This is a genomic window from Pseudomonas sp. YuFO20, from assembly GCF_035064975.1.
GTDB classification, from domain to species: Bacteria; Pseudomonadota; Gammaproteobacteria; order Pseudomonadales; family Pseudomonadaceae; genus Aquipseudomonas; species Aquipseudomonas putida_AE.
The window spans coordinates 1-25,536 of the sequence record NZ_JAXDEO010000015.1 but is presented as its reverse complement, the minus strand read 5'-3'; the positions used below and the strand labels follow the sequence as shown (position 1 = coordinate 25,536).

Sequence of the window (25,536 nt, the reverse complement as noted above, 5' to 3'; positions counted from 1 at the left end):
CTTATTCCTTGTCCTTGAGCACATCAGGCAGGTACGCGCGGTGGAAGCCGTTGTACGACTCGCTGTGGGTCGCCTTGTGGATCGGCCAGGCCCGGCCGCCGAGGCTGGCTGCGCCGTCGATGCGCAGGGTGCTGCCGCTGATGAACGCCGCGCCCGGGCTGAGCAGGAACACGATCGCCGCGCTGACTTCCGATTCGGTGCCGATGCGCTTGAGCGGCACGTGTTCACGCAAGGTCGGAATCACCGCCTTGAACGCACCTTCGTAGGTGTCCATGCCGCTGGACGCGATCCAGCCCGGCGCCACGGCGTTGACCCGGACCCCGGCGTGGCCCCATTCGAAGGCTGCGGTCTTGGTCAGGTTGTCCATGCCCGAGCGCGCCGCGCCCGAGTGGCCCATGCCCGGCATGCCACCCCACATATCAGCGAGCATGTTGACGATGGCGCCGCCATGTTTGCTCATGGACTGGTTGAACACTTCCCGGGCCATCAGGAAGCCGCCCAACAGATTGGTGCGCATCACCGTTTCGAAACCCTTCAGGTTGATCGAGGCCAGTGGTGACGGGTACTGGCCGCCGGCGTTGTTGACCAGGCCGTGAATCGGGCCGTGCTTGCGGATCAGTTCGCTGACCAGATGCGTGACCGCTTCTTCCTCGCGGATATCGCAAGTGCTCCAGTCAGCCCTGCCACCATCTTCGGCAATTTCGGCGGCGACGGTTTTCAACTTGTCGGCCTTGCGCCCGACCAGCAGCACATGGGCGCCGAGGGCCGCCAGTTCGTGAGCGGTGCAGCGGCCGATGCCACTGCCGCCACCGGTGACGATGATGGTCTGGCCGGCAAACACATCGGCTTTGAAAATCGAATCGTAGGCCATGGCGGCAATCCTCTAGTTGACCTGGTCGGCGATGCGCTGGGGCACCGGAATCTGGATTTCCAGCAACTGCTGGGCGAACGCCTTGCCCTGCGGATCGATCCGCAGGCTGGCCACGCCCCCGCCACCCAGGGCGTTTTCCAGGAGGAAATTGAGGCTGTGGGTGGCGGGCAAGTACCAACGCTCGACGCGCCCGTGGATCGGGTCGAGGACGTGGCTCATCCAGTCGACGATCACCTCCGGGGTCAGGGCTTCGGCGATCCACGGCAGGTACTGCGGATCGCGGGCCATGACGCCGATGTTGCTGTGGTTGCCCTTGTCACCGGAGCGGGCGACCGCGAGCTTGACCAGGGCGACGCTGGCGTCGGCCGGGCCCGAAGGCCTGGGTGGTTCGAACGGTACCGGCAATTCGGCGCTGTCGAGCACATCGAGGGCGGGCAGGGCGCAGGGGTGGCGCTGACCCATGAGATCAATGTCCAGCGTGCAGGCGGTTTTGTCGATCAGGAACGAAAACAGGCGGATCAGCGGATACACCGTCGGCCGGCCGCCGACGATCCCGGTCAGCCCCGGCGCCATGCCGGTGGCGGCCTGGGCGATTTCCCGGGAGAACAGGATCAAGGCCTGTTTGTGCGGATGGCGCACTGCGAGCTTGATCACCACTTCGCGGCTGTCCTGGCGCTGGCCGTGGGGGCCGTACGTGGCTTCGCTGCCAAGCAGTTCAATGTTCACCTCGCTGTAGGGCGCCCAGCCGCGCTGGCTGAACATCTGCGAGGTCTTGTTGATGATCGCTTCACTGACACGCCGGGCCTTGTCCACCGCATCGATGCCGGCGATCAGGCAACTGGCGGTGCAGCGGAAACCGTCGGGGTAGGTGGCGCTGACCTTGTACTGGGCGGTGGGCGGCAAGCCTTTTGCGCCATGCACCCGGACCGCGTTTCGGCCTTGCTGCACGAGCCGGACCTGGGTGAAATCGCAGACCACGTCGGGCAGCAGGTAGGCCCGTGGGTCGCCGATTTCATAGAGCATCTGTTCGCCCACGGTCAGGGGCGTGACCAATCCGCCGCTGCCTTCGGGCTTGCTGACGATGAACTGGCTGTCGGCGCTGACTTCGACGATGGGAAAGCCGATGTGCTCGTAGTCGGGCACATCGCGCCAATCGGTGAAATTGCCGCCGGTGCATTGCGCGCCGCATTCGATGATGTGCCCGGCCAGCGCCGCCTGGGCCAGTTTGTCGTAGTCGTGCCACGACCAGCCGAACTCATGCACCAGCGCGGCACTGACCACGGCGCTGTCGACTACGCGCCCGGTGATCACGATGTCCGCGCCCAGGCGCAGGGCTTCGACGATGCCGGGCGCGCCAAGGTAGGCGTTGGTCGAGACACACATTGGCGGCAGGGGGGCGCCGCTGAACATTTCATGAATGCCTTGGCTGCTTAGCTGCTTGAATTGCGGTTGCAGGTCATCGCCCAGCAGGACGGCGATCTTCAGGGTGACGCCGGCCTTGTCGCAGGCCGCTTGCAGGGCCGCGGCACAGGCGTGCGGATTGACGCCGCCGGCATTGCTGATCACGCGGATCTTTTGTTCGGCGAGTTGGGAGAGCAGCGGCCCGAGGACTTCGACGAAGTCAGTGGCGTATCCGGCCTGGGGATCTTTCATCCGCGCGCCCGCCATGATCGACAGGGTGATTTCGGCCAGGTAGTCGAAGACCAGGTAGTCCAGGTGCCCGCCTTCCACCAGTTGCGCGGCGGCGGTCGAGGTGTCGCCCCAGAAGGCGCTGGCGCAGCCGATGCGAATCGTTCTTGGCGCAATCAACTCCATAACCCCCTCCGGCAACAATGCTTCGAGACTACCAAGCAAGCGCTTGGTTTGTAAACGGCTGAACTATCTTCTTCCCGAGCGCTTGCTTGGTCGTCGCCAGTTGCTTAAATTGCCAGCGCAACCCCAATGTTTTCGCGGGGAGCGCGGCATTGGACTGATCGACTGTAGGAGAGAACGGGTGGATGAGCAAAAAGCCTTGAGCGTCATGCGCGAGTTGGTCGACAGCGGGCAATTGACCGACCCCGACAGCGCCCGTGGCAAGTTGCTGCAAGTGGCGGCCCACCTGTTTCGCCACAAAGGCTATGAACGCACGACCGTGCGCGACCTGGCCGGTGCCGTGGGCATCCAGTCGGGGAGCATTTTTCATCACTTCAAGAGCAAGGACGAGATCCTGCGGGCGGTGATGGAGGAGACCATTCGCTACAACACCGCGTTGATGCGGGCGGCCATCGCCGAGACGGGCGACGTGCGCGAGCGGGTGCTGGCGCTGATCCGCTGCGAATTGCAGTCGATCATGGGCGGCAGTGGCGAAGCCATGGCCGTGCTGGTCTACGAATGGCGATCGCTGTCCGAGGAGGGTCAGGCCCAGGTCCTGGCGCTGCGCGATATCTATGAAGACATCTGGCTGCAGGTGCTGGGTCAAGCCAAGAGCGCCGGTTTTATCCGCGGCGATGTGTTTATCACCCGGCGCTTCCTGACCGGGGCGCTGTCCTGGACCACCACCTGGTTTCGAGCCGGTGGCAGCATGAGCCTGGATCAACTGGCGGAGGAGGCCTTGATCCTGGTGCTGGAGGGCAAGTAAGGCGGGTGTGCGGGTCGGCAGGAAACTGGCTAACTGGGCGAAACCGCCTAGCTTGAATGCATTGATGCAGTACTTCGGGAGTGGGTTGTTTTGATGTCTTCGCCAATTCGGACGGCTTCGCGGTTTTTACTGGCGGTGGTCGCGGCGTTATCGGTTCTACCGACCCAGGCTGCACAACTGGTGCGCATCGGTGCCGCACACTTTCCACCCTACACGGTGCGCCCTGAATCCGGGGCCGACACCGGCCTGTTGCCGCAACTGGTCGAGGCCCTCAACACCCTGCAAAGCGACTACCGGTTCGTGCTGGTACCCACCTCCATTCCCCGTCGTTTTGGCGATTTCAAACAAGGCCGGGTGGACATGGCGATCTTCGAAAACCCCAATTGGGGCTGGAAGGACATTCCCCACACCAGCGTCGACATGGGCCTGGAAGATGCCGAAATCTTCGTCGCCCAACGCTTGCCGGAGCGCCAGCAAAGTTACTTCAGCGACCTCAGCGGCAAGCGCCTGGCGTTGTTCAGCGGCTACCACTACGAGTTCGCCAACTTCAATGCCGACCCCAAGTATCTCGCCACTCACTACAACGCCACGTCGACCTACTCCCATGACAGCAACCTGCTGATGGTGCTGCGTGGGCGCGCCGATGTCGCCCTGGTCACACGGTCCTACCTGAGCGACTACTTTCTGCGCAACCAGCAAGTCGCCAGCGAGTTGCTGGTATCCGAGCGCGTCGACCAGATCTATCACCACTACGCCATTCTGCGGCCGGCCGCGCCGATCAGCGGGGAGGCCTTCGGCAAGTTGCTGCAAGGGTTGCGGGACAATGGCCAGATGCTGAAGATTTTCGACCCCTACAAAATTGCGGTCTTGCCGGCGCCGGCTAACTGAGCGGGGCACCGTAAGTCGTGTATCGCTTAAATTTTCCGGCTTGGCTCACGTCAAACGTTGACCTGTCGACGAATCGTGAGCCCGACCCATGTTCAATCCGAATGTCCTGCCTTTACCAAACGGCAGCCGTCTCGTAGCCGATGAAACCGAAACCGGGCTGAGCCTGAGCCTTGAAGGCCAGTCGCTGATCCAGCTACACCAGACCCGCGCGCCCGAGTTGCTGCTGCAATTGCACGAGGGCGCTCCACGCCCCGACAGCCGGGCCATCTGGGCCGCGTGTTACTGGTTGTTCGCCCGTGACCCTGCTTGCCAGCGACTGGTCTGGCAACTCGATGAAGCGCCACCTGAAGCGTTGCTCAGCGCATTGCTGGTGTCTACCGAAACGGTCGGCCAGTTCCGTTGCGAACGCACGCTGTTCTGGCAGTTGCCGCAGCCGTGGCTGGGTCAGTCGCTGACGGGCTGTTACCCACAGCAGATGGTATTCAGCGGCGGCAAGCGTCACCCGTTGCGCCCGCCGAAGCCCCGGGGCGAGGTGTATCGGCGTTTCGATGCCAGGCTGGGGGCCTGGATTTCCCTGCGTACGGTGGACATCGACGAGGATCTTGCGCGTTTCAATCGCTGGCAGAACAGCCCTCGAGTGGCGAATTTCTGGCAGGAGCAGGGCAGTCTCGAACAGCATCGAGAGTACCTGGGCAAACTCCAGGACGATCCCCATACCCTGACCTTGATCGGTTGTTTCGACGATCAGCCCTTTGCCTACTTCGAAGCCTATTGGGCCAAGGAAGACCGCATCGCGCCGTTCTACGAAACGGATGACTACGACCGTGGCATTCATATGCTGGTGGGGGAAGAACAGCACCGTGGACCGCACAAGGTGGCGAGCTGGCTGTCGGCGCTGGTGCACTACCTGTTTATCGATGATCCACGTACCCAACGGGTCGTCGCCGAGCCCCGTGCCGACAACGCGAAGATGATCGGGCACATGCAAGGACAGGGATTTTACTGCGAGAAGGAATTCGACTTTCCACACAAGCGCGCAGCGTTAATGGCGCTGGGGCGCGAGCGGTTCTTCGATCGCTGCTCGTTGACCTGAACCGGGAGTATCGGCAGAAAATCGTCCGAATGCCGCGAAGGACTTCGGACGATTTTGCAGCTAGCGGTCCTGCGCTTCCTTGGCGTCCATTTCCGCATTGCGTTCGGCGACGCGTTTGCGCTGTTCATCGGTCAGCTCAACCTTGTGGGCGGTGTCACGCAGCATCATCAGACCGCCAACGATAGAGCCAATGGCAACTATCAGAATCAACCAGGCATACCAGGGCATGGGACCTCCTTGAAAGCCGGTCGGCGGGCGAGGGTTTCGCTTGCCGAACGTGCATACCACTTTGAGCGATTGGATTTCGCAGTGGTTCCATTCTATGCCTGTTTCACACCTGCGATGTTGCCTGTCATGCCGCCATCGCGAGCAAGCTCGCTCCCACAGGGTTTTTGCAGTGTATGGGTGAACGCATTCCCCCTGTGGGAGCGGGCTTGCTCGCGAAGGGGCCAGCCAGAACAACGCAGTAACCAAGCCATAAACCCAGTCTTTACGCTTTCTTTATACCCCGCGCGCCCCCTCGCTCTCGTTCCTTTACAGCCTCCCTGCCGACAATACCTCCACACGCGGCAATACGCCGTAACACGGAGAACTTCCATGAGCGTTCTGGACGGAGTGTCACTGCTGCTGGCAGTGGGACTGTTCATTTATCTGTTGGTTGCGCTGTTGCGCGCAGACCGGAACTAGGAGCGGCTATGCACAGTTATGACTATTGGCTGATCCTGGCGTTTTTCGCGCTGGTTTTGGTCCCGGCACCGTTCCTGGGGCGGTTCTACTACAAGGTCATGGAAGGCCAGCGCACCTGGCTGACGCCGATCCTGGGTCCCGTCGAACGCGGTTGTTATCGTCTGGCCGGCGTCGATCCCCAGGTCGAACAGAGCTGGCAGAAGTACACCCTGGCCTTGCTCGCCTTCAACCTTGCGGGTTTCCTGTTGCTGTTCGCAATCCTGCTGTTCCAGGACCAGTTGCCGCTGAACCCGCAAAACCTGCCCGGCCAGGAGTGGACGCTGGCGTTCAACACCGCCGTCAGCTTCATGACCAACACCAACTGGCAGGGCTACAGCGGCGAAGCATCCCTGAGCTACCTGAGCCAGATGGTTGGCCTCACCGTGCAGAACTTCGTCAGCGCCGCCACCGGCCTGGCGGTACTGGTAGCCCTCTGCCGCGGCATCGGTCGCAAATCCACGGCGTCGCTGGGCAACTTCTGGGTCGACATGACTCGCGCCACCCTCTACGGCCTGCTGCCACTGTGCCTGCTGCTGGCGCTGTTCCTGGTCTGGCAGGGCGTGCCGCAAACCTTCGCGCAGTACGTCAATGCGCTGACGATGCAGGGTGTCGATCAGGTCATCCCGCTGGGGCCGGCCGCCAGCCAGATTGCGATCAAGCAACTGGGCACCAACGGTGGTGGCTTCTTCGGCGTCAACTCGGCGCATCCGTTCGAGAACCCGACGGCCTGGAGCAACCTGTTCGAAGTGGCGTCGATCATCCTGATTCCGGTCGCGCTGGTGTTCACCTTCGGCCATTACGTCAAGGACCTGCGCCAGAGCCGCGCGATCATTGCCTGCATGCTCGCCCTGTTCCTGATCGGCGGCGCGACCTCGATGTGGGCCGAGTACCAGCCCAACCCGAGCCTGGCCAACGTCGCCGTCGAACAGACCGCACCGCTGGAGGGCAAGGAGGCACGTTTCGGTACCACCGCCACGGTGCTGTGGTCGGTGACCACCACGGCGGCCTCGAACGGTTCGGTCAATGGCATGCATGACAGCCTCAACCCGCTCAGCGGCATGGTCGCGCTGGTCAACATGATGGTCGGCGAAGTGATCTTCGGCGGCGTCGGTGCCGGCCTCTACGGCATGTTGCTCAACGTGCTGATCGCAGTGTTCCTCGCCGGCCTGATGATCGGCCGGACCCCGGAATACCTCGGCAAGAAACTGCAGGCCCGTGAGGTACAACTGTTGGTGGTGACCCTGCTGGTCATGCCGCTCGGCGTGCTGGTCCTCGGTGCGATTGCCGCCAGCCTGCCAGGGCCCGTGGCCTCGGTGAGCAACCCTGGCGCCCATGGTTTCAGCCAATTGCTCTACGCCTACACCTCGGCCAGTGCCAACAACGGTTCGGCGTTCGCTGGCTTCGGCGCCAATACGGCGTACCACAACCTGATGCTGGGCCTGGGCATGTTGATCGGTCGCTGCGGCTACATCCTGCCGGTGCTGGCCCTGGCCGGCAGCCTGGCGATGAAGAAGACCGCACCGATCGGCCAGAACAGCTTCCCGACCCACGGTCCGCTGTTCGTGACCTTGTTGACCGTGACCATCTTGCTGGTGGGTGGTTTGACCTTCCTGCCGACGCTGGCGCTGGGTCCGATTGCTGAACATCTGAGCATGGGCTTCTAAGGAATCCATCATGAATATGCCTGTAAGCAAAACCGCCGTCGTCAAGGCGCCGGAACAACCAAAAACCGCTATCTCGGCCCTCTGGCGCCCGGCGCTGGTGCAAGCGTTCGTCAAGCTCGACCCACGGCAATTGCAGCGTGCGCCGGTGATGCTGGTGGTCGAACTGACGGCGATCCTGACCACCGTGCTGTGCTTCATTCCCGACACGGCGGTGCCGACCTTCGTCGCCGCGCAGATTGCCCTGTGGCTGTGGTTCACCGTGCTGTTCGCCAACTTCGCCGAGGCCCTGGCCGAAGGTCGCGGCAAGGCCCGCGCCGACAGCCTCAAGGCCGGTAGCGAAGGCTTGAGCGCCCGACGCAGGACCAGCAACGGCAGCTTTCAGGTAGTGCCAGCCGCCAACCTGCGCAAGGGCGATGTGGTGCGCGTCGAAGCGGGGGAGATGATCCCCGGCGACGGCGAGGTGATCGAAGGCATCGCGGCGGTCAACGAAGCGGCGATCACCGGTGAATCGGCGCCGGTGATTCGTGAGTCCGGTGGCGACCGCTCGGCCGTGACCGGCAACACCCGCCTGGTGTCTGACTGGCTGCTGGTGAAGATTACCGCCAATCCCGGCGAGTCGACCCTGGATCGCATGATCGCCCTGGTCGAAGGCGCCAAGCGCCAGAAAACCCCGAACGAAGTGGCGCTGGACATCCTGTTGATCGGCCTGACCCTGATCTTCCTGCTGGTGGTGGTTACCCTGCAGCCGTTCGCCCACTTCGCCAATGGCAGCCTGCCGCTGGTGTTCCTGGTGGCCTTGCTGGTCACGCTGATCCCGACCACCATCGGCGGCCTGTTGTCCGCCATCGGTATCGCCGGCATGGACCGCCTGGTGCGCCTGAACGTGATCGCCAAGTCCGGTCGCGCCGTGGAGGCGGCGGGGGACGTGCACGTCCTGCTGCTGGACAAGACCGGCACCATCACCTTCGGCAACCGTCGTTGCTCGGCGGTGTATGCCGCGCCGGGTGTGAGTAGCAAGGAACTGGCTGAGGGTGCGTTGTTCGCGTCCCTGGCCGACGACACCGCTGAAGGCAAGTCCATCGTCGAGTACTTGCGCGGCCTTCATCCGCAGGCCGAGCCGTCCGCCGAACTGCTGACAGCCGTGCCGTTCAGCGCCGAAACCCGCCTGTCCGGTGTCGACTATCAGGGTCGCGTGTATCGCAAGGGTGCGGTGGATTCGTTGCTGGCGTTCGTTGGCCTCAAGCGCGCTGAGCTGGCGCCGGCGCTGTCCCGTGAAATCGACAAGATCGCCCAGAGCGGCGGCACCCCGTTGCTGGTCTGCGCCGACGGCAAACTGCTCGGCGCGATCCACCTCAAGGACGTGGTCAAGCCGGGCATCCGCGAGCGTTTCGCCGAGCTGCGCAAACTGGGGATCCGCACGGTCATGGTCACCGGCGACAACCCGCTGACCGCCGCGGCGATTGCCGCTGAAGCGGGCGTGGACGACGTGTTGGCCGAAGCCACGCCGGAGAAAAAACTGGCGCGCATCCGCCACGAGCAAAACGACGGGCGCCTGGTGGCCATGTGTGGCGACGGTGCCAACGACGCCCCGGCCCTGGCCCAGGCGGACGTGGGCATGGCGATGAACGACGGCACCCAGGCGGCGCGCGAAGCGGCGAACATGGTCGACCTCGACAGCGATCCGACCAAGCTGCTGGACGTGGTGCAGATCGGCAAGGAACTGCTGGTGACCCGCGGCGCGCTGACGACCTTTTCCATCGCCAACGATGTGGCCAAGTACTTCGCCATCCTGCCGGCCCTGTTCGCCGCGATCTACCCGCAACTGGGCGTGTTGAACGTCATGCAGCTGCACAGCCCGCAGAGCGCGATTCTCTCGGCGATCGTGTTCAACGCCCTGATCATCGTGGTGCTGATTCCGTTGGCGCTGCGTGGTGTGCGGGTGCAGGCGGCGAGTGCGGCGGCGTTGTTGCGACGCAATCTGCTGATCTATGGGCTTGGCGGGATTGTCGTGCCGTTCGTGGGAATCAAGGCGATCGACATGTTGTTGACGGCGTTGCATCTGGTTTGACCTTCGCAGGGTGCCAGATGCACCGCTTTCGCGAGCAAGCCCGCTCCCACATTTGAAATGCATTCCCCCTGTGGGAGCGGGCTTGCTCGCGAAGAATGCGACACGGTCCACCTGACTGGACGCTGTATTTTTTCACCGAATTCGAGGATTTTGAAATGTCCACAATGATACGCCCGGCCCTGAGCCTGCTGGTCCTGATGACCCTGATCACCGGCGTCGCCTATCCCCTGGTGGTCACCGGCGTGGCCCAGGTCGCCTTCCCGGACCAGGCCAATGGCAGCCTGGTGCGCGATGCCGACGGCAAGGTTCGCGGCTCAACACTGATCGCCCAGGATTTCGTCGGCGACGCCTGGTTCCACCCACGGCCATCGGCCGGTGCCTTTGCCACCGTGTCGAGCAGCGCCAGCAACCTGTCGCCGAGCAACCCGGCCCTGGCCACCCGGGTGATCGACGATGCCAGCAAACTCCAGGTCCCAGGGCAGGGGCCGGTACCGCTGGCAATGCTCACCACCTCCGGCAGCGGCCTCGATCCGCACTTGCCACCGGCCGCGATTGCCTATCAACTGGCGCGTGTTGCCGCGGCGCGTAATGTGCCGGTTGCGACCCTGCAGAATCTGTTGGATGCGCACACCGAGCAACCGTTGGTAGGCCCACCGGTGGTGAATGTGCTTGAGTTGAACCTGGCGCTGGAAAAGCTCTAAATCAAAAGATCGCAGCCTTCGGCAGCTCCTACAGGTGTCCGCCGATCCCCTGTAGGAGCTGCCGAAGGCTGCGATCTTTTGAGGCCACACCCAAATCCCAAATCGAACAAGGCAAAGACAAATGAGCGACTCCGGCCGCGCCGACGCGCTGTTAGCAGACCTTCCCCGCGATGGCCGTGGCCGGCTCAAGGTGTTCCTCGGCGCCGCGCCCGGTGTAGGCAAGACCTACGCCATGCTGCAAGCCGCCCACAGCCAACTGCGCCAGGGCGTGAAAGTCATTGCTGGCGTGGTCGAAACCCATGGCCGCGCCGAGACCGAAGCGTTGCTCGGCGGCTTGCCGCAACTGCCGTTGGTGCGCTCGTCATACCGTGGCGTGGAGCTCGAGGAAATGGACCTCGACGGTCTGCTCGCGGCCAAGCCAAGGCTGGTGCTGGTGGACGAACTGGCCCACACCAACGCCCCCGGCAGCCGACACGAAAAGCGCTGGCAGGACATTCAGGAACTGCTCGCCGCGGGCATCGACGTGTACACCACGGTCAACGTCCAGCACCTGGAAAGCCTCAATGATCAGGTGCGCGGCATCACCGGCGTGCAGGTGCGCGAAACCCTGCCGGACTGGGTGTTGCAGGAAGCCTACGAACTGCTGCTGATCGACCTGCCGCCACGGGAATTACTCGAGCGCCTGCGCGACGGCAAGGTCTACGTGCCGGAGCAGGCGCGGGCGGCGATCGATGCGTTTTTCTCCCAGACCAACCTCACCGCCCTGCGCGAACTGGCGATGCAAACGGCCGCCGCCCAGGTCGACAACGACCTGACCCAGGGTTATCGCCAGATGGGGCAGGCGGCACCCACGGTGCGTGGTCGCTTGCTGGTCGGCGTCGATGGCGATGCCCAGGCCGAGCGCCTGGTGCGTCACGCCAGCCGCGTCGCCCAGCGACGGCATCTGCCGTGGAGCCTGGTGCATGTGGACAACGGCAGCCTGCGTGACGAGCAGTCGCGCCTGCGCCTGCAAAGTGCCCAGCAACTGGCTGAACGCCTCGGCGGTGAAGTGGTGCTGCTGCGGGCTGGCGAGGTGGCGAAAACCCTGATCCAGCACGCCGCCGAACGCCGCGCCAGCCTGGTACTGGTAGCCCAGTCGCGGCCGCGCCTGCGCCGTCGCCTGTTTGGTGGCGGCCTGGCGGCGCGCTTGCTGCGCAACGCCCGCGGGCTGGAAATCAACGTGCTCGACACCGAGCATGAACAGCATCAGCCACGCCAGCGCTCAATGCAGTCGCTGGTCTGGTTCGACTACGCCCTGGCTGTGGTGGCGACGGTGTTGGCCACTGCCCTGGCCTGGGCGGTGGCGAGCGTGCTGCCGTTGCCGAACATCTCGCTGGTGTTCCTCGCCGCCGTGTTGCTGGTGGCGGTGCGCAGCAGTCTGGGCCCGGCACTGGCCTGTGCGGCGTTGTCGTTCCTGACCTACGATTTTTTGTTCATTCCGCCGAATTTTTCCTTCAGCATCCAGCGCGAAGAAGACGTCCTGACCTTGCTGTTCTTCCTGCTGATGGCGGCCCTCACCGGCAACCTCGCGGCGCGCCAGCGCCGGCAATTGCAGGCCCTGCGTGACACCCAGGAAGAGACCAGCGAACTGCTCGACCTGTCGCGCAAACTCACCGCCGCCACCGACCGCCAGGCCGTGGTCAGCGCGGCGACCCAGCACCTCAACGGCTGGAGCGATGTGCAACTGTGCCTGCTCAACCGCGATGGCCAGAGCGACTGGAAAGTCGAGACCGGTGGCCCGCTGGAATTCACCGAAGCCGAACGCGCCGCCGCCGATTGGGCCTGGCAGCACGATCAACCGGCGGGCGCGGGCACCGGGACTCTACCGTTCGGCCGTTGGTGGTGGTGGCCCTTGTCGGTGGAGGACGGTCCGCTGGCGCTGCTCGGTGTGTGTGCGAAAGAGGGCCAGACCTTGAGCGGCCAGCGTCGGCGTCTGTTGACCGCATTGAGCCAGCCGCTGGCCCAGGCACTGGCCCGCGCGCAATTGGTCGATGACTTGGAAGCCGCGCGGTTGCACGGCGAAACCGAACAACTGCGCAGTGCCTTGCTGGCGTCGGTGTCCCACGATCTGCGCACGCCACTGACTTCCATGCGCGGCAGCATCGACAGCCTGCTGGCCCTCGGCGAGGCCATTCCACTGGAGGATCGCCGCGAGCTGTTGGAAGGCACCCGCGATGAAGCCGAACGCCTCGATCGCTACATTCAGAACCTGCTGGACATGACCCGCCTCGGTCACGGCGCGTTGAAGCTGGCGCGGGACTGGGTGTCACCGGCGGACATCGTCGGCAGTGCGCTCAATCGCCTGCGCGCGGTGCTGGCGCCGTTGCAGGTCAGCACTGAAGTGCCGGGGGAGCTACCGCTGCTGTTCGTGCATGCGGCGCTGATCGAACAGGCGCTGGTCAACGTGCTGGAAAACGCCGCGCGGTTTTCCCCCGCCCATGGGCGCCTGCAATTGCGTGCCGGGGCGGACGACACCGAGCTGTTTTTCTCGGTGAGCGACGAAGGCCCGGGGATTCCGCAGGACGAGCGGGCGAAGATTTTCGACATGTTCTACACCGCCGCCCGTGGCGACCGGGGCGGGCAGGGCACCGGGCTGGGGCTGGCGATCTGTCAGGGCATGGTCGGTGCCCATGGCGGGCGGATCAGCGTCGCCGACGGCATCGAAGGGCGCGGCACCTGCATCACCCTGCACTTGCCGCTGCAGGCGCAGCCCGGATATGAGGGTGAAGCCTGATCGTGCGTGCGCTACTCTCTTGCCACTTCTTTGTGTTGATGTGAATTCATGAGCCAGACCGCGACCATTTTGGTCATCGACGACGAACCGCAGATCCGCAAATTCCTGCGCATCAGCCTCGCTTCCCAAGGCTACAAGGTACTGGAGGCCGGCACCGGCACCGAAGGCCTGGCACAGGCGGCCTTGAACAAGCCGGACTTGCTGGTGCTCGACCTCGGCTTGCCGGACATGGACGGCCAACAGGTGTTGCGCGAGTTTCGCGAGTGGTCGACGGTGCCGGTGCTGGTGCTCTCGGTGCGGGCCGCTGAAGGGCAGAAAGTCGAGGCGCTGGATGGCGGCGCCAATGACTACGTGACCAAGCCGTTCGGCATCCAGGAATTCCTGGCGCGGATTCGTGCGCTGCTGCGCCAGGCGCCGGTGGGCGAAACCCAGCCAGCGGCGCTGTCCTTCGGCCCGCTGATGGTGGACCTGGCCTATCGCCGGGTCTTGCTCGATGGCAGCGAAGTCGCGCTGACCCGCAAGGAATACGCGGTGCTGGCGCAACTGGCACGGCATCCCGGACGGGTTATCACCCAGCAGCAATTGCTCAAGGACATCTGGGGGCCGACCCATACCGAAGACACGCATTACCTGCGGATCGTGGTTGGGCACCTGCGCCAGAAACTGGCGGATGACCCGACGCAGCCCAGGTTTATCGTGACCGAGGCGGGGGTGGGGTATCGGTTGTTGAGTGAGGGCAGTCTTTAGACCTGTGTCGTCTGGTCCGGCCTCTTCGCTGGCAAGCCAGCTCCTACAGAGGACGCTGAGATCCCTGTAGGAGCTGGCTTGCCAGCGAAGAGGCCCGCACATTCACCCAAGAACCTCAGGAATCCCGCTCATTCTCATACCGGTCCAAAGTATCCCGCGCAATCTCCCGCCCCAGCGCGATCAACTCCGGCGCCTTGTAGAACTCGAAAAACCGGCACACCCGCTTCGGCACGTTGATCAGGATGTCCGGCGGATACCCGGCAATCTTGTATTGCGCCAACGAGGTCTGCATCACCTCGAAACTCTGGTTGATCAAGTCCAGCAGCGACGCCGGCCCCACGTTGTCGATGATGAACGACCCTGTGGCCGATTTCGGCGCGCCGTCCTGCTCGGGCGCGGCCGCCGGTTGTTGCGAGTCAGGCTTGGCCGACTCGACCCAAGGGTTGATCTCCGCCGCTTCGGCCAACAGCGCTTCCTTCTCCAGCAGCAGCAATTGCTCGGCCTGCTTGCGCCGGAACGGCATCTTCGAACCCAGGGAATTGATCAGGCTGTCGAAGCGGGTCTTGAACGCGGCCGGGCGCTGGATTACCGGTAACTGGTAGTGACGCTGGTTGGTGGAGTTGAGGTTGACCGCGATGATCAGGTCGCAATGGCTCGACACCACCGGCACGATCGGCAACGGGTTGAGGATGCCGCCATCGACCAGCATGCGATTGCCCTGCATCACCGGCGTAAACAGGCTGGGAATGGCCGCCGAGGCACGCATGGCCTGGTGCAGGCAGCCTTCCTGGAACCAGATTTCCTGCTGGTTGGTCAGGTCGGTGGCCACCGCCGTATAGGGGATGCGCAGGTCTTCGATATTGATTTCACCCACGATCTTGCGGATCTGCCCGAAGACCTTTTCCCCGCGGATCGCCCCCAGACGAAAACTGACGTCCACCAGGCGCAGCACGTCGAGATAATCCAGGCTCTCGATCCAGTCGCGATAATCATCGAGTTTGCCGGCGGCGTAGATCCCGCCGACCACCGCACCCATGGAACAACCGGCGATACAGGCGATATCGTAGCCACGCCGTTCGATTTCCTGGATAACGCCGATATGGGCATAGCCCCGGGCTCCACCCGAGCCCAACACCAGTGCGACACGCTTTTTCATTGATCGCCCTCGTTTGAATGGTTCAACAATGCACCCTTCAAGGGGCCCGCTTCAATCGTCAGGTCGTTCGGTCGCGCGAATGGGTCGTTTTTTCGACACTCCATGGCGGCTGATGGGTATTCTCCCGCCGCAGGGTTTGCGTTGGCGATGGACGGCACTTTTTGCCCGCCAGACCGTCCTACCTGCATGACTGTTTCCTATCTTTGAGGTGTAAGAAATGAAAGCCTGGATCTGTGTGCCACTGATTGCCCTGGCACTGGCCGGTTGTGCCGGCAAAACCGCCTATCGCGACAGCTGCGGCAGCCAGCTCGATGCCGCGTGGCGAGAGCTGGACCTGGCCAAGGCCGAAGGCTTCGCCGGTACCGTCAGCTACTCCAAGGCGTTGTCGCTGCTGACCGCGGCCAAGACCCAGCAGCAATTCGAAGGCTTCGAGGGCTGCTCGAAAAAGGCCGAAAAGGCGCGTTTCTATATTCGTGAATCGCGCGCGGGGCGATAGAAGCAGCTACAAGTTATAAGCTGCAAGCTTGATGCTCGCAGCTGTTTACGGAGTAAATCCCATGATCAACCGGCTGGTCGCCCGCGTCCTGGGCCTGGAAATTCGTCTGCTGGCCTGTCAGGCACGCTTGAGTGCCCATACCGACCCTGAGGCCTTGCACGACTTGCGTACCACGATGCGCCGGTTGCGTAGCCTGTTGCGACCCTTGCGTGGCTTGCCCGGCGTCGAACAGCTGGAAGTGGCGGCCTCCGCGGTCGGCGACCTGACCACGCCATTGCGTGATCGTGAAGTGATGGCGGCCTACTTGCTGGAGCACGATCAACCGCAAGCCGCGCAGCGACGCATGGCGCAAATGGCCAAGGCTTATCCCGCGGTGGCGACCAGTAATGAGCTGGCGCAGCTGCTGATGATTCTCGATGCCTTCCCGCGATTCCTGCGCGCCGCCCAACGCCAGGGGTTGCTCAAGGGGCTCGTCAAGCGCATCGAAAAACGCCTGGACAAGCAGTGGAAGAAACTCGACAGCGCCCTGCACGATCCCGCCCATGACCGTCATCGTTTGCGCCTGCTGATCAAGCGTGTGCGTTACGGCATCGACGCCTATCCCGAACTGGATCGCCTGCCCAAGGCCGCCATGCCCCGCTTGAAAGCAGCCCAGGGGGCCCTGGGGGACTGGCACGACTGTGTGCAATGGCTGGCTATGGCCGAGCAGGAGGCGGATCTGCAGCCTTGTGTCGCCGTTTGGCAAACCACCATGGCCAAGGCCGAACAGCGCGCCGACCGCGTCCTGGACAAGCTCAGCGCCGACTGCTTCAAATCCTGAAACCCCCACGGCCCCTTTGTAGGAGCGAGCTTGCTCGCGATGAACGTTAACGATAACGCGTTCATCCTGAATGTACGCGGTGTCCTTGAGTCCATCGCGAGCAAGCTCGCTCCTACAGGGGCACAGACGGCTCATCTGTCAGTCAATTTGACCGGAATAGGCACTGTACAGCCTCCGTGAGCTGGTTAAGATCCCCTCATCTTTTTCCTTTTCTTGAGGTCTTCATGCGCTTTTGCGATCTGCTCGACGCTGTCCGCCGTCAGCCACGCGAACTGTCTATCCCGGCCGGATGGGCACAGGGGCGCGCCAGCTTCGGCGGCCTGGTGGCCGCTCTGCAATACGAAGCCATGCGCGCCCAGGTGCCGGCGGACCGGCCGGTGCGCTCGCTGGCGATCACCTTTGTCGGCCCGGTCGAACCCGGCGTGCCGGTCAGTTTTGAAGTCGATGTATTGCGCGAGGGCAAGGCTGTCAGCCAGGTGCTGGGCCGGGCGATGCAAAAGGGCCAGGTGGTGACCCTGGTCCAGGGCAGCTTCGGCGCCTCGCGTCCATCGCAAGTGAAGGTACAGGCAGAGCCGGCGCCAGAGATGAAGCATTGGGAGGACTGCCAGGAACTGCCTTTCATCGAGGGCGTGGTCCCGCAATTCATGCAGCATCTGGCAATGCGCTGGAGTGTTGGCGGGCTGCCGTTTTCCGGCAGTACATCCCGTCAGATGGGCGGCTGGGTGCGCTTGCGCGGCGATGTGAAGGAGGAGCCGGTCACCGAGGCGCATATCCTCGCGCTGGTCGATGCCTGGCCACCGGCCCTGATGCCGTTCCTCAAGCAACCGGCGATGGGCAGCACGCTGACCTGGACCATCGAATTCGTCCAGCCGTTACTGGTGCTCAGCACTCTGGACTGGTGCAAATACCTGGTTGAAACCGAACACGCCGCCGACGGCTACGGCCATGCCGCCGCGAAACTGTGGGACGAGGAGGGGCGTTTGATTGCCATGAGCCGGCAGACGGTGACAGTGTTCGCCTGATCAATTCGCCTGATCAATGCCGACGGTGGCGCTCCCGCCAGGCGCGCCACCAGCCGCCGCTGAGGAAAAATCGCGGGAAGGTCAGGAACTGCTCGACCAGCAGGCGCGATACCGCGTCTTTGCGATCGCTGAACGGCTCGGCGGCTTGCAGCTCCAGGGTATGGCCGTGGCGTTGTAAACCCAGCGCGGCAATCACACCGACCACGCCGATGGCGAAGTTCGCCAGGTTCAGGCCAAACACCCCGGTGACGATCAGCAGGAACGCGACGATGAACAACGGCACGGCGATCAGGTGCAGCACCAGGTTGGTCGGGTGCTGGTGATTGTTCGGGTAGGCACGCCATTGCCAGGCGGGAAGGTTGGGATGACGTTTACCCATGATGCTGATCCTCGATCCATGTTGAACTGATGAATCAAGGATAGGCCCGGTCATTGCGGGCGGCGAATCAAGCTTGGCTATCGAAGCGATAGCGATCATGGGCATTCTCGATGTTGGCCGTTACAGCTTGAGCTGCCCGATCGCCTTGCTCAACTGACCGGCCAACGCCGCCAGCTCATCACTGGTGGTTGCCGAACTGACAGTCTGGCGCACCGTGTTCTCGGTCACATCGCGAATGCTCACCACCGCGCGGTTCATCTCTTCGGCCACCTGGCTCTGTTGCTCGGCCGCCACGGCGATCTGGGTGTTGCTTTCGCGCATCTGCGCCACCGCCCCGGTGATCTGTGCCAACGCGGCCCCAGCCTCCTGCGCCTGCTGTACGCATTCGTCGGCCTTGAATGAACTCTCCTGCATGAAGTCCACCGCATCGCGAGTGCCTGATTGCAACGCGGACACCATCACGGTGATTTCATCGGTGGAGGTTTGCACGCGCTTGGCCAGGTTGCGCACTTCATCGGCGACCACCGCAAAGCCACGGCCCATTTCACCGGCCCGAGCCGCTTCGATCGCCGCGTTCAGCGCCAGCAGATTGGTCTGCTCGGCAATGCTGTGAATCACATTGACCACCCCGTTGATCTTTTGGCTGTCCTCGGCCAGGCGCTGGATCATCTCGGCGGTCTGCTGCACCCCGGTCGACAGCCCGGCAATCGATCGCTGCACGCGCATCACCACTTCCTGGCCGCTGCCGGCCAGGGTGTCGGCAGATTGCGACAGGTCGCGGGTGGCACCGGCGTGCTGGGCGATGTGGTAGACGGTGGCGGTCATTTCATTGATGGCCGTCGCCGCCTGATCGGTTTCGCTCTGCTGGCCCAGCATGCCGTGACGCACTTCATTCATGCTCGAGGCCAGGCGTGCGGCACCGTCGTCCAGTTGCCGGACCGTGCTGGCGACGGTGCCGACCACGCGTTGGTAACCGGCCTGCATGGCGTTGAAAGCGTTGGCCATCTGCCCGACTTCGTCGCTGCAGGTCAGCGGGACGCGGGCCGACAGGTCGCCGGTTTTTTCGACGTGCAGCATCACGTCCTTCAAGGTATTGAGCTGGCTGAGCAAAAAACGGATCAACAACTGTGAGGCGCCAAGCATCGCCAGCATCAGGATGAACACCGCCACCGCATAGTTGGCGAAACGCTCGCCAAACACCTGGGCCAGGCTTGGGCCATGGGCAATCAGCGCGACCCGCTGACCATCCACGCGGGTGAAGACTTCGGCGCCGATCGGCAGGTTGTCACCGACATACGGCAGCGCATTGAGCTCGACCCAGCCGTTGGCATCGGCCAGTGCCTGCAGCGGCTGGCCGTTGAGCATCGGTGCCTGGCCCTGATCGAAAGTCAGCAGATGCTCTGCCTTGGGCAGCGGCTGCCCGGCAGGCCAGTCTGCGAGCAGTCGCGCCTGAGCCTGGGCCGATGCCTGGGCGGCATGACTACGGGCCTGTTGCTCGAGGTGCACGGCATAAAACACCAGCAGGAGCGTGGTGACGAAGGCGACCGCATTGACCGCCCAGAATTTGTACTTCAACGAGATGTTGCTAAGCCAGGCACCCATGGAGGTCTTCTCTGATAGCGGAAACAGTTTTGGCAAGGTGCCATTATTGTGCCGCTACTCGTAGGCTGATCGCTTGATGTGGGTCAAGATCACGAGCAATGTTTGCTCGCCGCCATCGCCGGGCGTAATGCGCTATCCTTCGCGCCCAGAAATTTACTTGCTACAGGATCCGCCTCCATGAAAGCCGCACTCATCGAACTCATCAGCAACATCAGCTCCGGGTGCATGGGCGATGACGAAATCGAGAAAGTCGCCGACGAAGCGGCCCAGGCCTACGCTGATCCAGCGGCTTTCCTGAGCGCCAACCCGGACATCAACTACGACGACACTTTCCCGATCCCGCTGGGTGAGTGGGTGGTCGTTGGCAGCCTGCCCGAGACCGTGTTGTTCCAGGCCGACACCTACATGGACCTGTTTGCCCAGATCGTTGCCTCGTTCGGCCCGGGGGTGGAGTTCAATCTCAAACCCAAGCAGCTGGCCAAGACCGAAGCCCTGACCGCGCTCAATCGCATCCAGGTGCAGATGAGCAGCCTGAACAAGGAAAACGGCGGTTACACGCTGATGAACTTCAGCCAGTTGCTGGATGATGAACTGCAAGTGGTCCTGGTCTACGGCAATGCCGTGCCACGGGTACTGGAGCTGTGCGCCGAAGTCGGCATCGCCGCCGCCCCCTCGCTGGAAGCCTTGAAAGTGGCGATCCACGTCTGAATCGGTAAAGCTGTCAAAAAAAAGGAACCCTGGTCAGGGCCGGCTATCCTATGAGGGCATACCACTCTTCGGGAGCGTCATCATGGGTTCCACGTTCAATAGCCTGGTTGGCCTGATCATTCTTGCCTTGGACATCTGGGCAATCATCAACGTGCTCAAAAGCGGCGCCGAGACCGGGATGAAGATCTTCTGGGTGCTGTTGATCCTGTTGCTGCCGGTTCTGGGCCTGATCATCTGGGCCATCGCAGGGCCGCGAGGAAATGTACGCGTCTGACGAAAGAACACTCGCCGGAACATTTGCCCGGCGTCCAAGGTCGAGATAGATGTAGGCCCATTCATGGGTTTTATCGAGGAGGCACCGATGCAAAAGTGGAAAGTCACTTTCGTGGATGATCATGGTGAAGTAATCGACGAAGTCTTCGAGCGCGACGAGTGCCCGAATCACGAGCAGGCCGCCAGACTCATCAAGGAACGGCTCCTTCCTGTGGCCGCCGAACTGGATCTGAATGATCTGGAGGGGCGAACCAGCGATGCAGGCGTAAAAAACCTGAAAACCCAGAACAGTATCGAAATCCGCAGCATTACCCCCATCTGAACCACTTCTTGTCCTTGACTGCTGTAAAACCAGGCCTTGGCAGCGCCTCTATCTTGGGGCTACTCTGCAATCGAGATCAGCGAATGGATCGCTAAGGTCTGGTCTTGTCAGCTCCATGCTTGTTTCCCATCGACATCTGGTTGTCGATTCGTGCGTACCCTCTGGGTGGCGCACCCAGGGAGTACGGAAAGTCTATCCATCAGTTTGAGGAGGACGTTTCATGAGCACAGCCTATCAAGAAGACATCAGCAGCAGTGTGCTGCGCCGCATGAAAGAAGGCGGTTTCGACTTTTCCCGGTTCCATCCCATCGAGTTCTACGCCATTTTCCCGGACGAGGAGCGGGCACGCAGGGCGGCAGGACATTTCCACCGTGGTGAATCCCTGGATGCGCAAGTCAGTGTGCGCGACGATGGCGCCTGGGCGTTGGAATTGTGCAAGGTCATGTATGCGACCTACGACGACATCGGCGATTTCGAACAGGGTTTCGAGGCAGTGGTAGAGCCTCTGGGCGGCATCATCGAAGGCTGGGGTGTGAAACAGGAGGTACGAGGGCGACTCGCATAATCTTATGAACAGTGACACTCGGCAATGACGGCTGACCTTCGGGTTGGCCGTTTTCGTTTGTGCCGATGGGAAATTCCACACGGCTTTGCAGGAGACCGGCTTGCCGGCGAAGGCGTCCCCGAAGAACGACGCATGACCTAATGACGCCTTCGCCGGCAAGCCGGCTCCTACAGACTATGCTAGTGATGGGCGACAACAACGCCTTGCAATGAAGCGGGGGCAGTCAGGTTGGGGCATTTGCCGCACAGGATTGGTGCGGTGCTCGCGTAGTGAATATCCAACCGATTGAAATCTAAGCGTTTCTGCCGATGGCACGGGCCTTGCGAAGGCCTGGATGTCCGGGTGACAAGGAGTACGGCATGATCCGCACCTATTTTGATGAAATGTACGATGCCGGCGGCCAGGTCCGCCCGCATTATCGGGAGTTTGCCCGTTGGCTGGCCGAAACGCCTGACGAGCTTCTGGCACAACGGCGACGCGAGGCCGATCTGTTGTTTCATCGCGCCGGGATTACCTTCACGCTCTACGGTGATGAGCAGGGGACAGAGCGCCTGATTCCCTTCGACACCATCCCGCGCAGCATCCCCGCCAGTGAATGGCGGGTGGTCGAGCGCGGCTGCATCCAGCGGGTCAAGGCGCTGAACATGTTCCTCGCCGACCTCTACCACGAGCAACGCATCATCAAGGCCGGGATCATTCCCGCCGAGCAGGTGCTGGCCAACGAGCAATACCAGTTGGCTATGCAGGGGCTCGACCTGCACCGGGATATCTATTCGCACATTTCCGGCGTCGACCTGGTGCGCGACGGTGACGGCACCTACTACGTGCTCGAAGACAACCTGCGTACACCCAGCGGCGTCAGCTACATGCTCGAAGACCGCAAGATGATGATGCGCCTGTTCCCCGAGCTGTTTGCGGCCCAGCGCATCGCCCCGATCGACCATTACCCGAACCTGTTGCTCGACACCCTGAAAAGCTCCAGCCCGATCGATAACCCGAGTGTCGTGGTGCTGACACCGGGGCGCTTCAACAGCGCATTCTTCGAGCATGCGTTCCTGGCGCGGGAAATGGGCGTCGAGCTGGTGGAGGGCGCGGATCTGTTCGTGCGCGACGACAAGGTGTTCATGCGCACCACCGACGGACCCAAGGCCGTCGACGTGATCTACCGCCGACTCGACGATGCGTTCCTCGATCCGCTGGCGTTCAATCCCGACTCGATGCTGGGCGTGCCTGGGCTGCTGTCGTCCTATCGTTCCGGCAATGTCGTGTTGGCGAACGCCATCGGTACCGGGGTGGCGGACGACAAGTCGGTGTATCCGTTCGTCACCGACATGATCCGTTTCTATCTGGATGAAGAACCGATACTGAAGAACGTGCCCACGTGGCAATGTCGTAATCCATCTGAACTTTCCCACGTTCTGGCCAATCTTCCAGAGCTGGTGGTCAAGGAGACCCAGGGCTCCGGCGGCTACGGAATGCTGGTGGGGCCGGCGGCGACCGCGGCGGAAATCGAAGCCTTCCGCGCGCGCATCATCGCCAAGCCCAATGCCTACATCGCGCAGCCGACGCTGTCTTTGTCGACCTGTCCGACCTTTGTCGAAAGCGGCATCGCACCACGCCACATCGACCTGCGTCCGTTTGTGTTGTCTGGCCGCGAAACCCGGGTCGTACCCGGCGGTTTGACCCGTGTCGCCCTGCGCGAAGGCTCCCTGGTGGTGAACTCCTCCCAGGGCGGCGGAACCAAGGACACCTGGGTGGTCGAGGAATGAAGGAAGCCTGACATGTTAAGTAGAACTGCCTCGGATTTGTATTGGATGTCGCGTTACCTGGAGCGGGCGGAAAACCTCGCACGGATGCTCGACATCAGTTATTCGCTGTCGCTGATGCCGCAGGATGGCCGCGGCGACGGCCTGCACGAACTGGCCATGCCGCTGCTGATCACCGGCACCCTGGATGATTACCTCGAACGCCACGGTGCGCTGCATGCCGAACGGCTGCTGCATTTCTTTGCCCTGGACGCGGAGAACCCGGCGAGCATCTACAGTTGCCTCGGCGCGGCGCGGGCCAGTGCCCATGCAGTGCGTGGGCGCATCACCGCCGACATGTGGGAAAACATCAACGCCACCTGGCTGGAGATTCGCGGCATTGCCCAACAGGGCCTGAGCCGCTACGGCATGAGCCGTTTCTGCGAGTGGATCAAGGAGCGTTCCCACCTGTTCCGTGGCGCGTCCTACGGCACCATCATGCGCAATGACGCGTTCCGCTTCATTCGCCTGGGGACGTTCATCGAAAGGGCCGACAACACCCTGCGCCTGCTCGATGCCCGCTATGAAATGGCCGGCGACCAGGCCGAAGCGGTCAGCGACGGCACGGCCCACGCCTACTACCAGTGGAGCGCCTTGTTGCGGGCCTTGTCGTCTTTCGAGGCCTACACCGAGATCTACCGTGACGCACCCGGTGCGCGGCATGTGGCCGAGTTGCTGCTGCTGCGCGCCGATGTGCCGCGCTCGTTGCGCGCCTGCACCGAAGAAATCGACCAGATCCTCGCCCAGCTTCCGGGGGCCAACGGCCGCCCGGCACAGCGCCTGGCGGCGGAGATCGATGCGCGATTGCGCTACACCGGCATCAGCGAAATTCTCGACGAAGGCCTGCATGCCTGGCTCACCGAGTTCATCCCGCTGGTGCGCCAGCTGGGCAATGCCATTCACAGTTCCTACCTGGAGGCTGCATGAGACTTTCCATAAGCCACGAGACCACCTATCACTACGAGGATCAGGTGCGGGCGAGCATCCAGTACCTGCGGCTGACCCCCCACGACAGCGAGCGCCAGCACGTGCTCAGCTGGCAGCTGGATCTGCCGCGGCCAGTGCGCGCGCAGCTTGATCCGTTCGGCAACATCCTGCATGTGCTGACCATGGACGAGCCCCACGAGGCGATCATCATCGGCGCCCGTGGCCAGGTCGACATCGACGAGCTGCGCGAGGCAGAGCACGAGAGCCAGTCGGCCTTGCCGTTCCTGCGTTTCACCCGGCTGACCGAGGCCGACCAGGCGCTGCGCGCCTTCGCCGACAAGGCGTGCAAGCAGCGCCGCGATCGCACGGCGCTGATCGACTTGATGCACGGCCTGAACCAGCACATGGCCTACACACCGGGCGCCACCGAAGTGGACACCAGCGCCGCGCAGGCTTTCGCCGGGCGTTCGGGCGTGTGCCAGGACCACACCCACGCATTCCTCGCCTGCGCGCGCAGCCTGGGCATCCCGTCGCGTTATGTGTCGGGGTACCTGTACAGCGAAAACAGCGAACACCTGGCCAGCCATGCCTGGGCCGAAGCCTGGCTGGATGACGCCTGGTACAGCTTCGATGTGACCAATGAACTGGCGCGACCGGAGCGGCACCTGAAACTGGCGGTGGGCCTGGATTACCTGGACGCCTGCCCGGTACGTGGCATGCGCCGCGGGGGTGGGTGTGAGCAAATGCATGCGAAGGTGTTTGTATCCCCGACGCCCGCACCGGTCATCTCGGTGCAACAACAGTAATCAGCTGCACACCCTGTAGGAGCCCGGCTTGCCGGCGAAGGCGTCCTTGAACATTGCGCCAGACTATCGGCCGCCTTCGCCCTGTAGGAGCCCGGCTTGCCGGCGAAGGCGTCCTTAAACATTGCGCCAGACTATCGGCCGCCTTCGCCCTGTAGGAGCCCGGCTTGCCGGCGAAGGCGTCCTTGAACATTGCACTGGTCTTCCGGGCGCCTTCGCTGGCAAGCCAGCTCCTACAGCGAAGGCGTCCTTGAACATTGCGCCACTATCGGCCGCCTTCTCCTGTAGGAGCCCGGCTTGCCGGCGAAGGCGTCATTAAACATTGCACTGGTCTTCCGGGCGCCTTCGCTGGCAAGCCAGCTCCTACAGCGAAGGCGTCCTTGAACATTGCGCCAGACTATCGGCCGCCTTCGCCCTGTAGGAGCCCGGCTTGCCGGCGAAGGCGTCCTTGAACATTGCACTGGTCTTCCGGGCGCCTTCGCTGGCAAGCCAGCTCCTACAGCGAAGGCG

At 62.8% G+C, this 25,536-nt stretch carries 25 protein-coding genes; 19 read left to right on the top strand and 6 right to left on the bottom strand.

The window, feature by feature from the left end; translation table 11 throughout:
- Position 1 precedes the first annotated feature (1 nt).
- Positions 2–871: an SDR family oxidoreductase gene (locus SOP85_RS10500; protein ID WP_274073115.1), complete on the bottom strand. Its 870-nt coding sequence runs from the start codon at positions 869–871 to the stop codon at positions 2–4.
- Between the two features lie 12 nt (positions 872–883).
- Positions 884–2,686, bottom strand: coding sequence for an acyclic terpene utilization AtuA family protein (locus SOP85_RS10495; RefSeq protein ID WP_323626910.1), 1,803 nt, complete (start codon positions 2,684–2,686; stop codon positions 884–886).
- 178 nt (positions 2,687–2,864) lie between these two features.
- Between SOP85_RS10495 and SOP85_RS10490 the strand changes: the two genes are divergently transcribed.
- From SOP85_RS10490 to SOP85_RS10480, 3 genes are all read left to right on the top strand, one after another.
- Complete coding sequence (locus tag SOP85_RS10490; protein WP_274073117.1) at positions 2,865–3,488, top strand: TetR/AcrR family transcriptional regulator; 624 nt, start codon at positions 2,865–2,867, stop codon at positions 3,486–3,488.
- Between the two features lie 93 nt (positions 3,489–3,581).
- Positions 3,582–4,376 (top strand): substrate-binding periplasmic protein, encoded by a 795-nt coding sequence (locus tag SOP85_RS10485; protein ID WP_323607064.1) that lies wholly within the window; start codon positions 3,582–3,584, stop codon positions 4,374–4,376.
- Between the two features lie 88 nt (positions 4,377–4,464).
- The gene (locus tag SOP85_RS10480) at positions 4,465–5,469 is read left to right on the top strand and encodes a GNAT family N-acetyltransferase (RefSeq protein WP_323626908.1); all 1,005 of its coding nucleotides are present in this window, start codon (positions 4,465–4,467) and stop codon (positions 5,467–5,469) included.
- Positions 5,470–5,529: 60 nt separating this feature from the next.
- On the opposite strand, the gene SOP85_RS10475 is transcribed toward SOP85_RS10480, so the two are convergent.
- Positions 5,530–5,697, bottom strand: coding sequence for a DUF2897 family protein (locus SOP85_RS10475; protein WP_274073120.1), 168 nt, complete (start codon positions 5,695–5,697; stop codon positions 5,530–5,532).
- A 369-nt stretch (positions 5,698–6,066) separates the two neighbouring features.
- On the opposite strand from SOP85_RS10475, the gene kdpF reads away from it, so the two are divergent.
- The 6 genes from kdpF (at position 6,067) to SOP85_RS10445 (ending at position 14,148) form a co-directional block, all read left to right on the top strand.
- Entirely contained in the window at positions 6,067–6,156 is a 90-nt protein-coding gene (kdpF, locus tag SOP85_RS10470; RefSeq protein WP_007899818.1) for a K(+)-transporting ATPase subunit F, read from the top strand.
- An 8-nt stretch (positions 6,157–6,164) separates the two neighbouring features.
- Positions 6,165–7,859 (top strand): potassium-transporting ATPase subunit KdpA, encoded by a 1,695-nt coding sequence (gene kdpA, locus SOP85_RS10465; protein WP_323626907.1) that lies wholly within the window; start codon positions 6,165–6,167, stop codon positions 7,857–7,859.
- A 10-nt stretch (positions 7,860–7,869) separates the two neighbouring features.
- Complete coding sequence (gene kdpB, locus SOP85_RS10460) at positions 7,870–9,927, top strand: potassium-transporting ATPase subunit KdpB (protein WP_274073122.1); 2,058 nt, start codon at positions 7,870–7,872, stop codon at positions 9,925–9,927.
- A gap of 155 nt (positions 9,928–10,082) precedes the next feature.
- Positions 10,083–10,628 (top strand): potassium-transporting ATPase subunit KdpC, encoded by a 546-nt coding sequence (kdpC, locus tag SOP85_RS10455; protein WP_323626906.1) that lies wholly within the window; start codon positions 10,083–10,085, stop codon positions 10,626–10,628.
- A 121-nt stretch (positions 10,629–10,749) separates the two neighbouring features.
- Positions 10,750–13,401 carry a sensor histidine kinase KdpD gene (locus SOP85_RS10450; RefSeq protein ID WP_323626905.1) on the top strand — a complete coding sequence of 884 codons (2,652 nt, stop codon included), beginning with the start codon at positions 10,750–10,752 and terminating at the stop codon, positions 13,399–13,401.
- 48 nt (positions 13,402–13,449) lie between these two features.
- A complete protein-coding gene (locus tag SOP85_RS10445) occupies positions 13,450–14,148 on the top strand; it encodes a response regulator (RefSeq protein WP_323607069.1) in 699 nt (232 codons plus the stop codon).
- 115 nt (positions 14,149–14,263) lie between these two features.
- Here the strand turns inward: SOP85_RS10445 and SOP85_RS10440 are convergent, their stop codons facing one another.
- Positions 14,264–15,304, bottom strand: a complete 1,041-nt coding sequence (locus tag SOP85_RS10440; RefSeq protein WP_274073125.1) for a patatin-like phospholipase family protein — start codon at positions 15,302–15,304, stop codon at positions 14,264–14,266.
- Between the two features lie 217 nt (positions 15,305–15,521).
- Here SOP85_RS10440 and SOP85_RS10435 point away from each other — a divergent pair, with 217 nt between their 5' ends.
- From SOP85_RS10435 to SOP85_RS10425, 3 genes are all read left to right on the top strand, one after another.
- On the top strand, positions 15,522–15,800 hold the full coding sequence (locus SOP85_RS10435) for a hypothetical protein (RefSeq protein ID WP_008061821.1): 279 nt from the start codon (positions 15,522–15,524) through the stop codon (positions 15,798–15,800).
- A 61-nt stretch (positions 15,801–15,861) separates the two neighbouring features.
- On the top strand, positions 15,862–16,620 hold the full coding sequence (locus SOP85_RS10430; protein ID WP_274073126.1) for a CHAD domain-containing protein: 759 nt from the start codon (positions 15,862–15,864) through the stop codon (positions 16,618–16,620).
- Between the two features lie 224 nt (positions 16,621–16,844).
- Positions 16,845–17,642 (top strand): acyl-CoA thioesterase, encoded by a 798-nt coding sequence (locus SOP85_RS10425; RefSeq protein WP_323626904.1) that lies wholly within the window; start codon positions 16,845–16,847, stop codon positions 17,640–17,642.
- Between the two features lie 13 nt (positions 17,643–17,655).
- Here the strand turns inward: SOP85_RS10425 and SOP85_RS10420 are convergent, their stop codons facing one another.
- Together SOP85_RS10420 and SOP85_RS10415 are read right to left on the bottom strand one after the other, a co-directional pair.
- On the bottom strand, positions 17,656–18,021 hold the full coding sequence (locus tag SOP85_RS10420; protein ID WP_323626903.1) for a terminase: 366 nt from the start codon (positions 18,019–18,021) through the stop codon (positions 17,656–17,658).
- Positions 18,022–18,141: 120 nt separating this feature from the next.
- Positions 18,142–19,623 carry a methyl-accepting chemotaxis protein gene (locus SOP85_RS10415; protein ID WP_274073129.1) on the bottom strand — a complete coding sequence of 494 codons (1,482 nt, stop codon included), beginning with the start codon at positions 19,621–19,623 and terminating at the stop codon, positions 18,142–18,144.
- A gap of 177 nt (positions 19,624–19,800) precedes the next feature.
- Between SOP85_RS10415 and SOP85_RS10410 the strand changes: the two genes are divergently transcribed.
- The 7 genes from SOP85_RS10410 to SOP85_RS10380 all read left to right on the top strand — a co-directional run bounded on the left by SOP85_RS10410 (position 19,801) and on the right by SOP85_RS10380 (position 25,029).
- Positions 19,801–20,331 carry a hypothetical protein gene (locus SOP85_RS10410; protein ID WP_274073130.1) on the top strand — a complete coding sequence of 177 codons (531 nt, stop codon included), beginning with the start codon at positions 19,801–19,803 and terminating at the stop codon, positions 20,329–20,331.
- Between the two features lie 82 nt (positions 20,332–20,413).
- The gene (locus tag SOP85_RS10405) at positions 20,414–20,605 is read left to right on the top strand and encodes a PLDc N-terminal domain-containing protein (protein ID WP_008061810.1); all 192 of its coding nucleotides are present in this window, start codon (positions 20,414–20,416) and stop codon (positions 20,603–20,605) included.
- 87 nt (positions 20,606–20,692) lie between these two features.
- Positions 20,693–20,926: a hypothetical protein gene (locus SOP85_RS10400; RefSeq protein WP_323626901.1), complete on the top strand. Its 234-nt coding sequence runs from the start codon at positions 20,693–20,695 to the stop codon at positions 20,924–20,926.
- A gap of 220 nt (positions 20,927–21,146) precedes the next feature.
- Positions 21,147–21,491, top strand: coding sequence for a ribonuclease E inhibitor RraB (locus SOP85_RS10395; RefSeq protein ID WP_007971898.1), 345 nt, complete (start codon positions 21,147–21,149; stop codon positions 21,489–21,491).
- A 359-nt stretch (positions 21,492–21,850) separates the two neighbouring features.
- Complete coding sequence (locus SOP85_RS10390; RefSeq protein WP_323626900.1) at positions 21,851–23,260, top strand: circularly permuted type 2 ATP-grasp protein; 1,410 nt, start codon at positions 21,851–21,853, stop codon at positions 23,258–23,260.
- A 12-nt stretch (positions 23,261–23,272) separates the two neighbouring features.
- Positions 23,273–24,223 carry an alpha-E domain-containing protein gene (locus SOP85_RS10385; RefSeq protein ID WP_274073133.1) on the top strand — a complete coding sequence of 317 codons (951 nt, stop codon included), beginning with the start codon at positions 23,273–23,275 and terminating at the stop codon, positions 24,221–24,223.
- The gene (locus SOP85_RS10380) at positions 24,220–25,029 is read left to right on the top strand and encodes a transglutaminase family protein (RefSeq protein ID WP_323626899.1); all 810 of its coding nucleotides are present in this window, start codon (positions 24,220–24,222) and stop codon (positions 25,027–25,029) included. Before SOP85_RS10385 ends, SOP85_RS10380 begins: the two co-directional genes overlap by 4 nt.
- Positions 25,030–25,536: the final 507 nt, after the last annotated feature.

What these genes read in the sequence shown, in the direction of transcription:
- SOP85_RS10500 (WP_274073115.1), bottom strand. Translation starts at nt 871, where the DNA reads ATGGCCTACGATTCGATTTTCAAAGCCGATGTGTTTGCCGGCCAGACC.
- SOP85_RS10495 (WP_323626910.1), bottom strand. Translation starts at nt 2,686, where the DNA reads ATGGAGTTGATTGCGCCAAGAACGATTCGCATCGGCTGCGCCAGCGCC.
- SOP85_RS10485 (WP_323607064.1), top strand. Translation starts at nt 3,582, where the DNA reads ATGTCTTCGCCAATTCGGACGGCTTCGCGGTTTTTACTGGCGGTGGTC.
- SOP85_RS10480 (WP_323626908.1), top strand. Translation starts at nt 4,465, where the DNA reads ATGTTCAATCCGAATGTCCTGCCTTTACCAAACGGCAGCCGTCTCGTA.
- SOP85_RS10475 (WP_274073120.1), bottom strand. Translation starts at nt 5,697, where the DNA reads ATGCCCTGGTATGCCTGGTTGATTCTGATAGTTGCCATTGGCTCTATC.
- kdpF (WP_007899818.1), top strand. Translation starts at nt 6,067, where the DNA reads ATGAGCGTTCTGGACGGAGTGTCACTGCTGCTGGCAGTGGGACTGTTC.
- kdpA (WP_323626907.1), top strand. Translation starts at nt 6,165, where the DNA reads ATGCACAGTTATGACTATTGGCTGATCCTGGCGTTTTTCGCGCTGGTT.
- kdpB (WP_274073122.1), top strand. Translation starts at nt 7,870, where the DNA reads ATGAATATGCCTGTAAGCAAAACCGCCGTCGTCAAGGCGCCGGAACAA.
- kdpC (WP_323626906.1), top strand. Translation starts at nt 10,083, where the DNA reads ATGTCCACAATGATACGCCCGGCCCTGAGCCTGCTGGTCCTGATGACC.
- SOP85_RS10450 (WP_323626905.1), top strand. Translation starts at nt 10,750, where the DNA reads ATGAGCGACTCCGGCCGCGCCGACGCGCTGTTAGCAGACCTTCCCCGC.
- SOP85_RS10445 (WP_323607069.1), top strand. Translation starts at nt 13,450, where the DNA reads ATGAGCCAGACCGCGACCATTTTGGTCATCGACGACGAACCGCAGATC.
- SOP85_RS10440 (WP_274073125.1), bottom strand. Translation starts at nt 15,304, where the DNA reads ATGAAAAAGCGTGTCGCACTGGTGTTGGGCTCGGGTGGAGCCCGGGGC.
- SOP85_RS10435 (WP_008061821.1), top strand. Translation starts at nt 15,522, where the DNA reads ATGAAAGCCTGGATCTGTGTGCCACTGATTGCCCTGGCACTGGCCGGT.
- SOP85_RS10430 (WP_274073126.1), top strand. Translation starts at nt 15,862, where the DNA reads ATGATCAACCGGCTGGTCGCCCGCGTCCTGGGCCTGGAAATTCGTCTG.
- SOP85_RS10425 (WP_323626904.1), top strand. Translation starts at nt 16,845, where the DNA reads ATGCGCTTTTGCGATCTGCTCGACGCTGTCCGCCGTCAGCCACGCGAA.
- SOP85_RS10420 (WP_323626903.1), bottom strand. Translation starts at nt 18,021, where the DNA reads ATGGGTAAACGTCATCCCAACCTTCCCGCCTGGCAATGGCGTGCCTAC.
- SOP85_RS10415 (WP_274073129.1), bottom strand. Translation starts at nt 19,623, where the DNA reads ATGGGTGCCTGGCTTAGCAACATCTCGTTGAAGTACAAATTCTGGGCG.
- SOP85_RS10410 (WP_274073130.1), top strand. Translation starts at nt 19,801, where the DNA reads ATGAAAGCCGCACTCATCGAACTCATCAGCAACATCAGCTCCGGGTGC.
- SOP85_RS10405 (WP_008061810.1), top strand. Translation starts at nt 20,414, where the DNA reads ATGGGTTCCACGTTCAATAGCCTGGTTGGCCTGATCATTCTTGCCTTG.
- SOP85_RS10400 (WP_323626901.1), top strand. Translation starts at nt 20,693, where the DNA reads ATGCAAAAGTGGAAAGTCACTTTCGTGGATGATCATGGTGAAGTAATC.
- SOP85_RS10395 (WP_007971898.1), top strand. Translation starts at nt 21,147, where the DNA reads ATGAGCACAGCCTATCAAGAAGACATCAGCAGCAGTGTGCTGCGCCGC.
- SOP85_RS10390 (WP_323626900.1), top strand. Translation starts at nt 21,851, where the DNA reads ATGATCCGCACCTATTTTGATGAAATGTACGATGCCGGCGGCCAGGTC.
- SOP85_RS10385 (WP_274073133.1), top strand. Translation starts at nt 23,273, where the DNA reads ATGTTAAGTAGAACTGCCTCGGATTTGTATTGGATGTCGCGTTACCTG.
- SOP85_RS10380 (WP_323626899.1), top strand. Translation starts at nt 24,220, where the DNA reads ATGAGACTTTCCATAAGCCACGAGACCACCTATCACTACGAGGATCAG.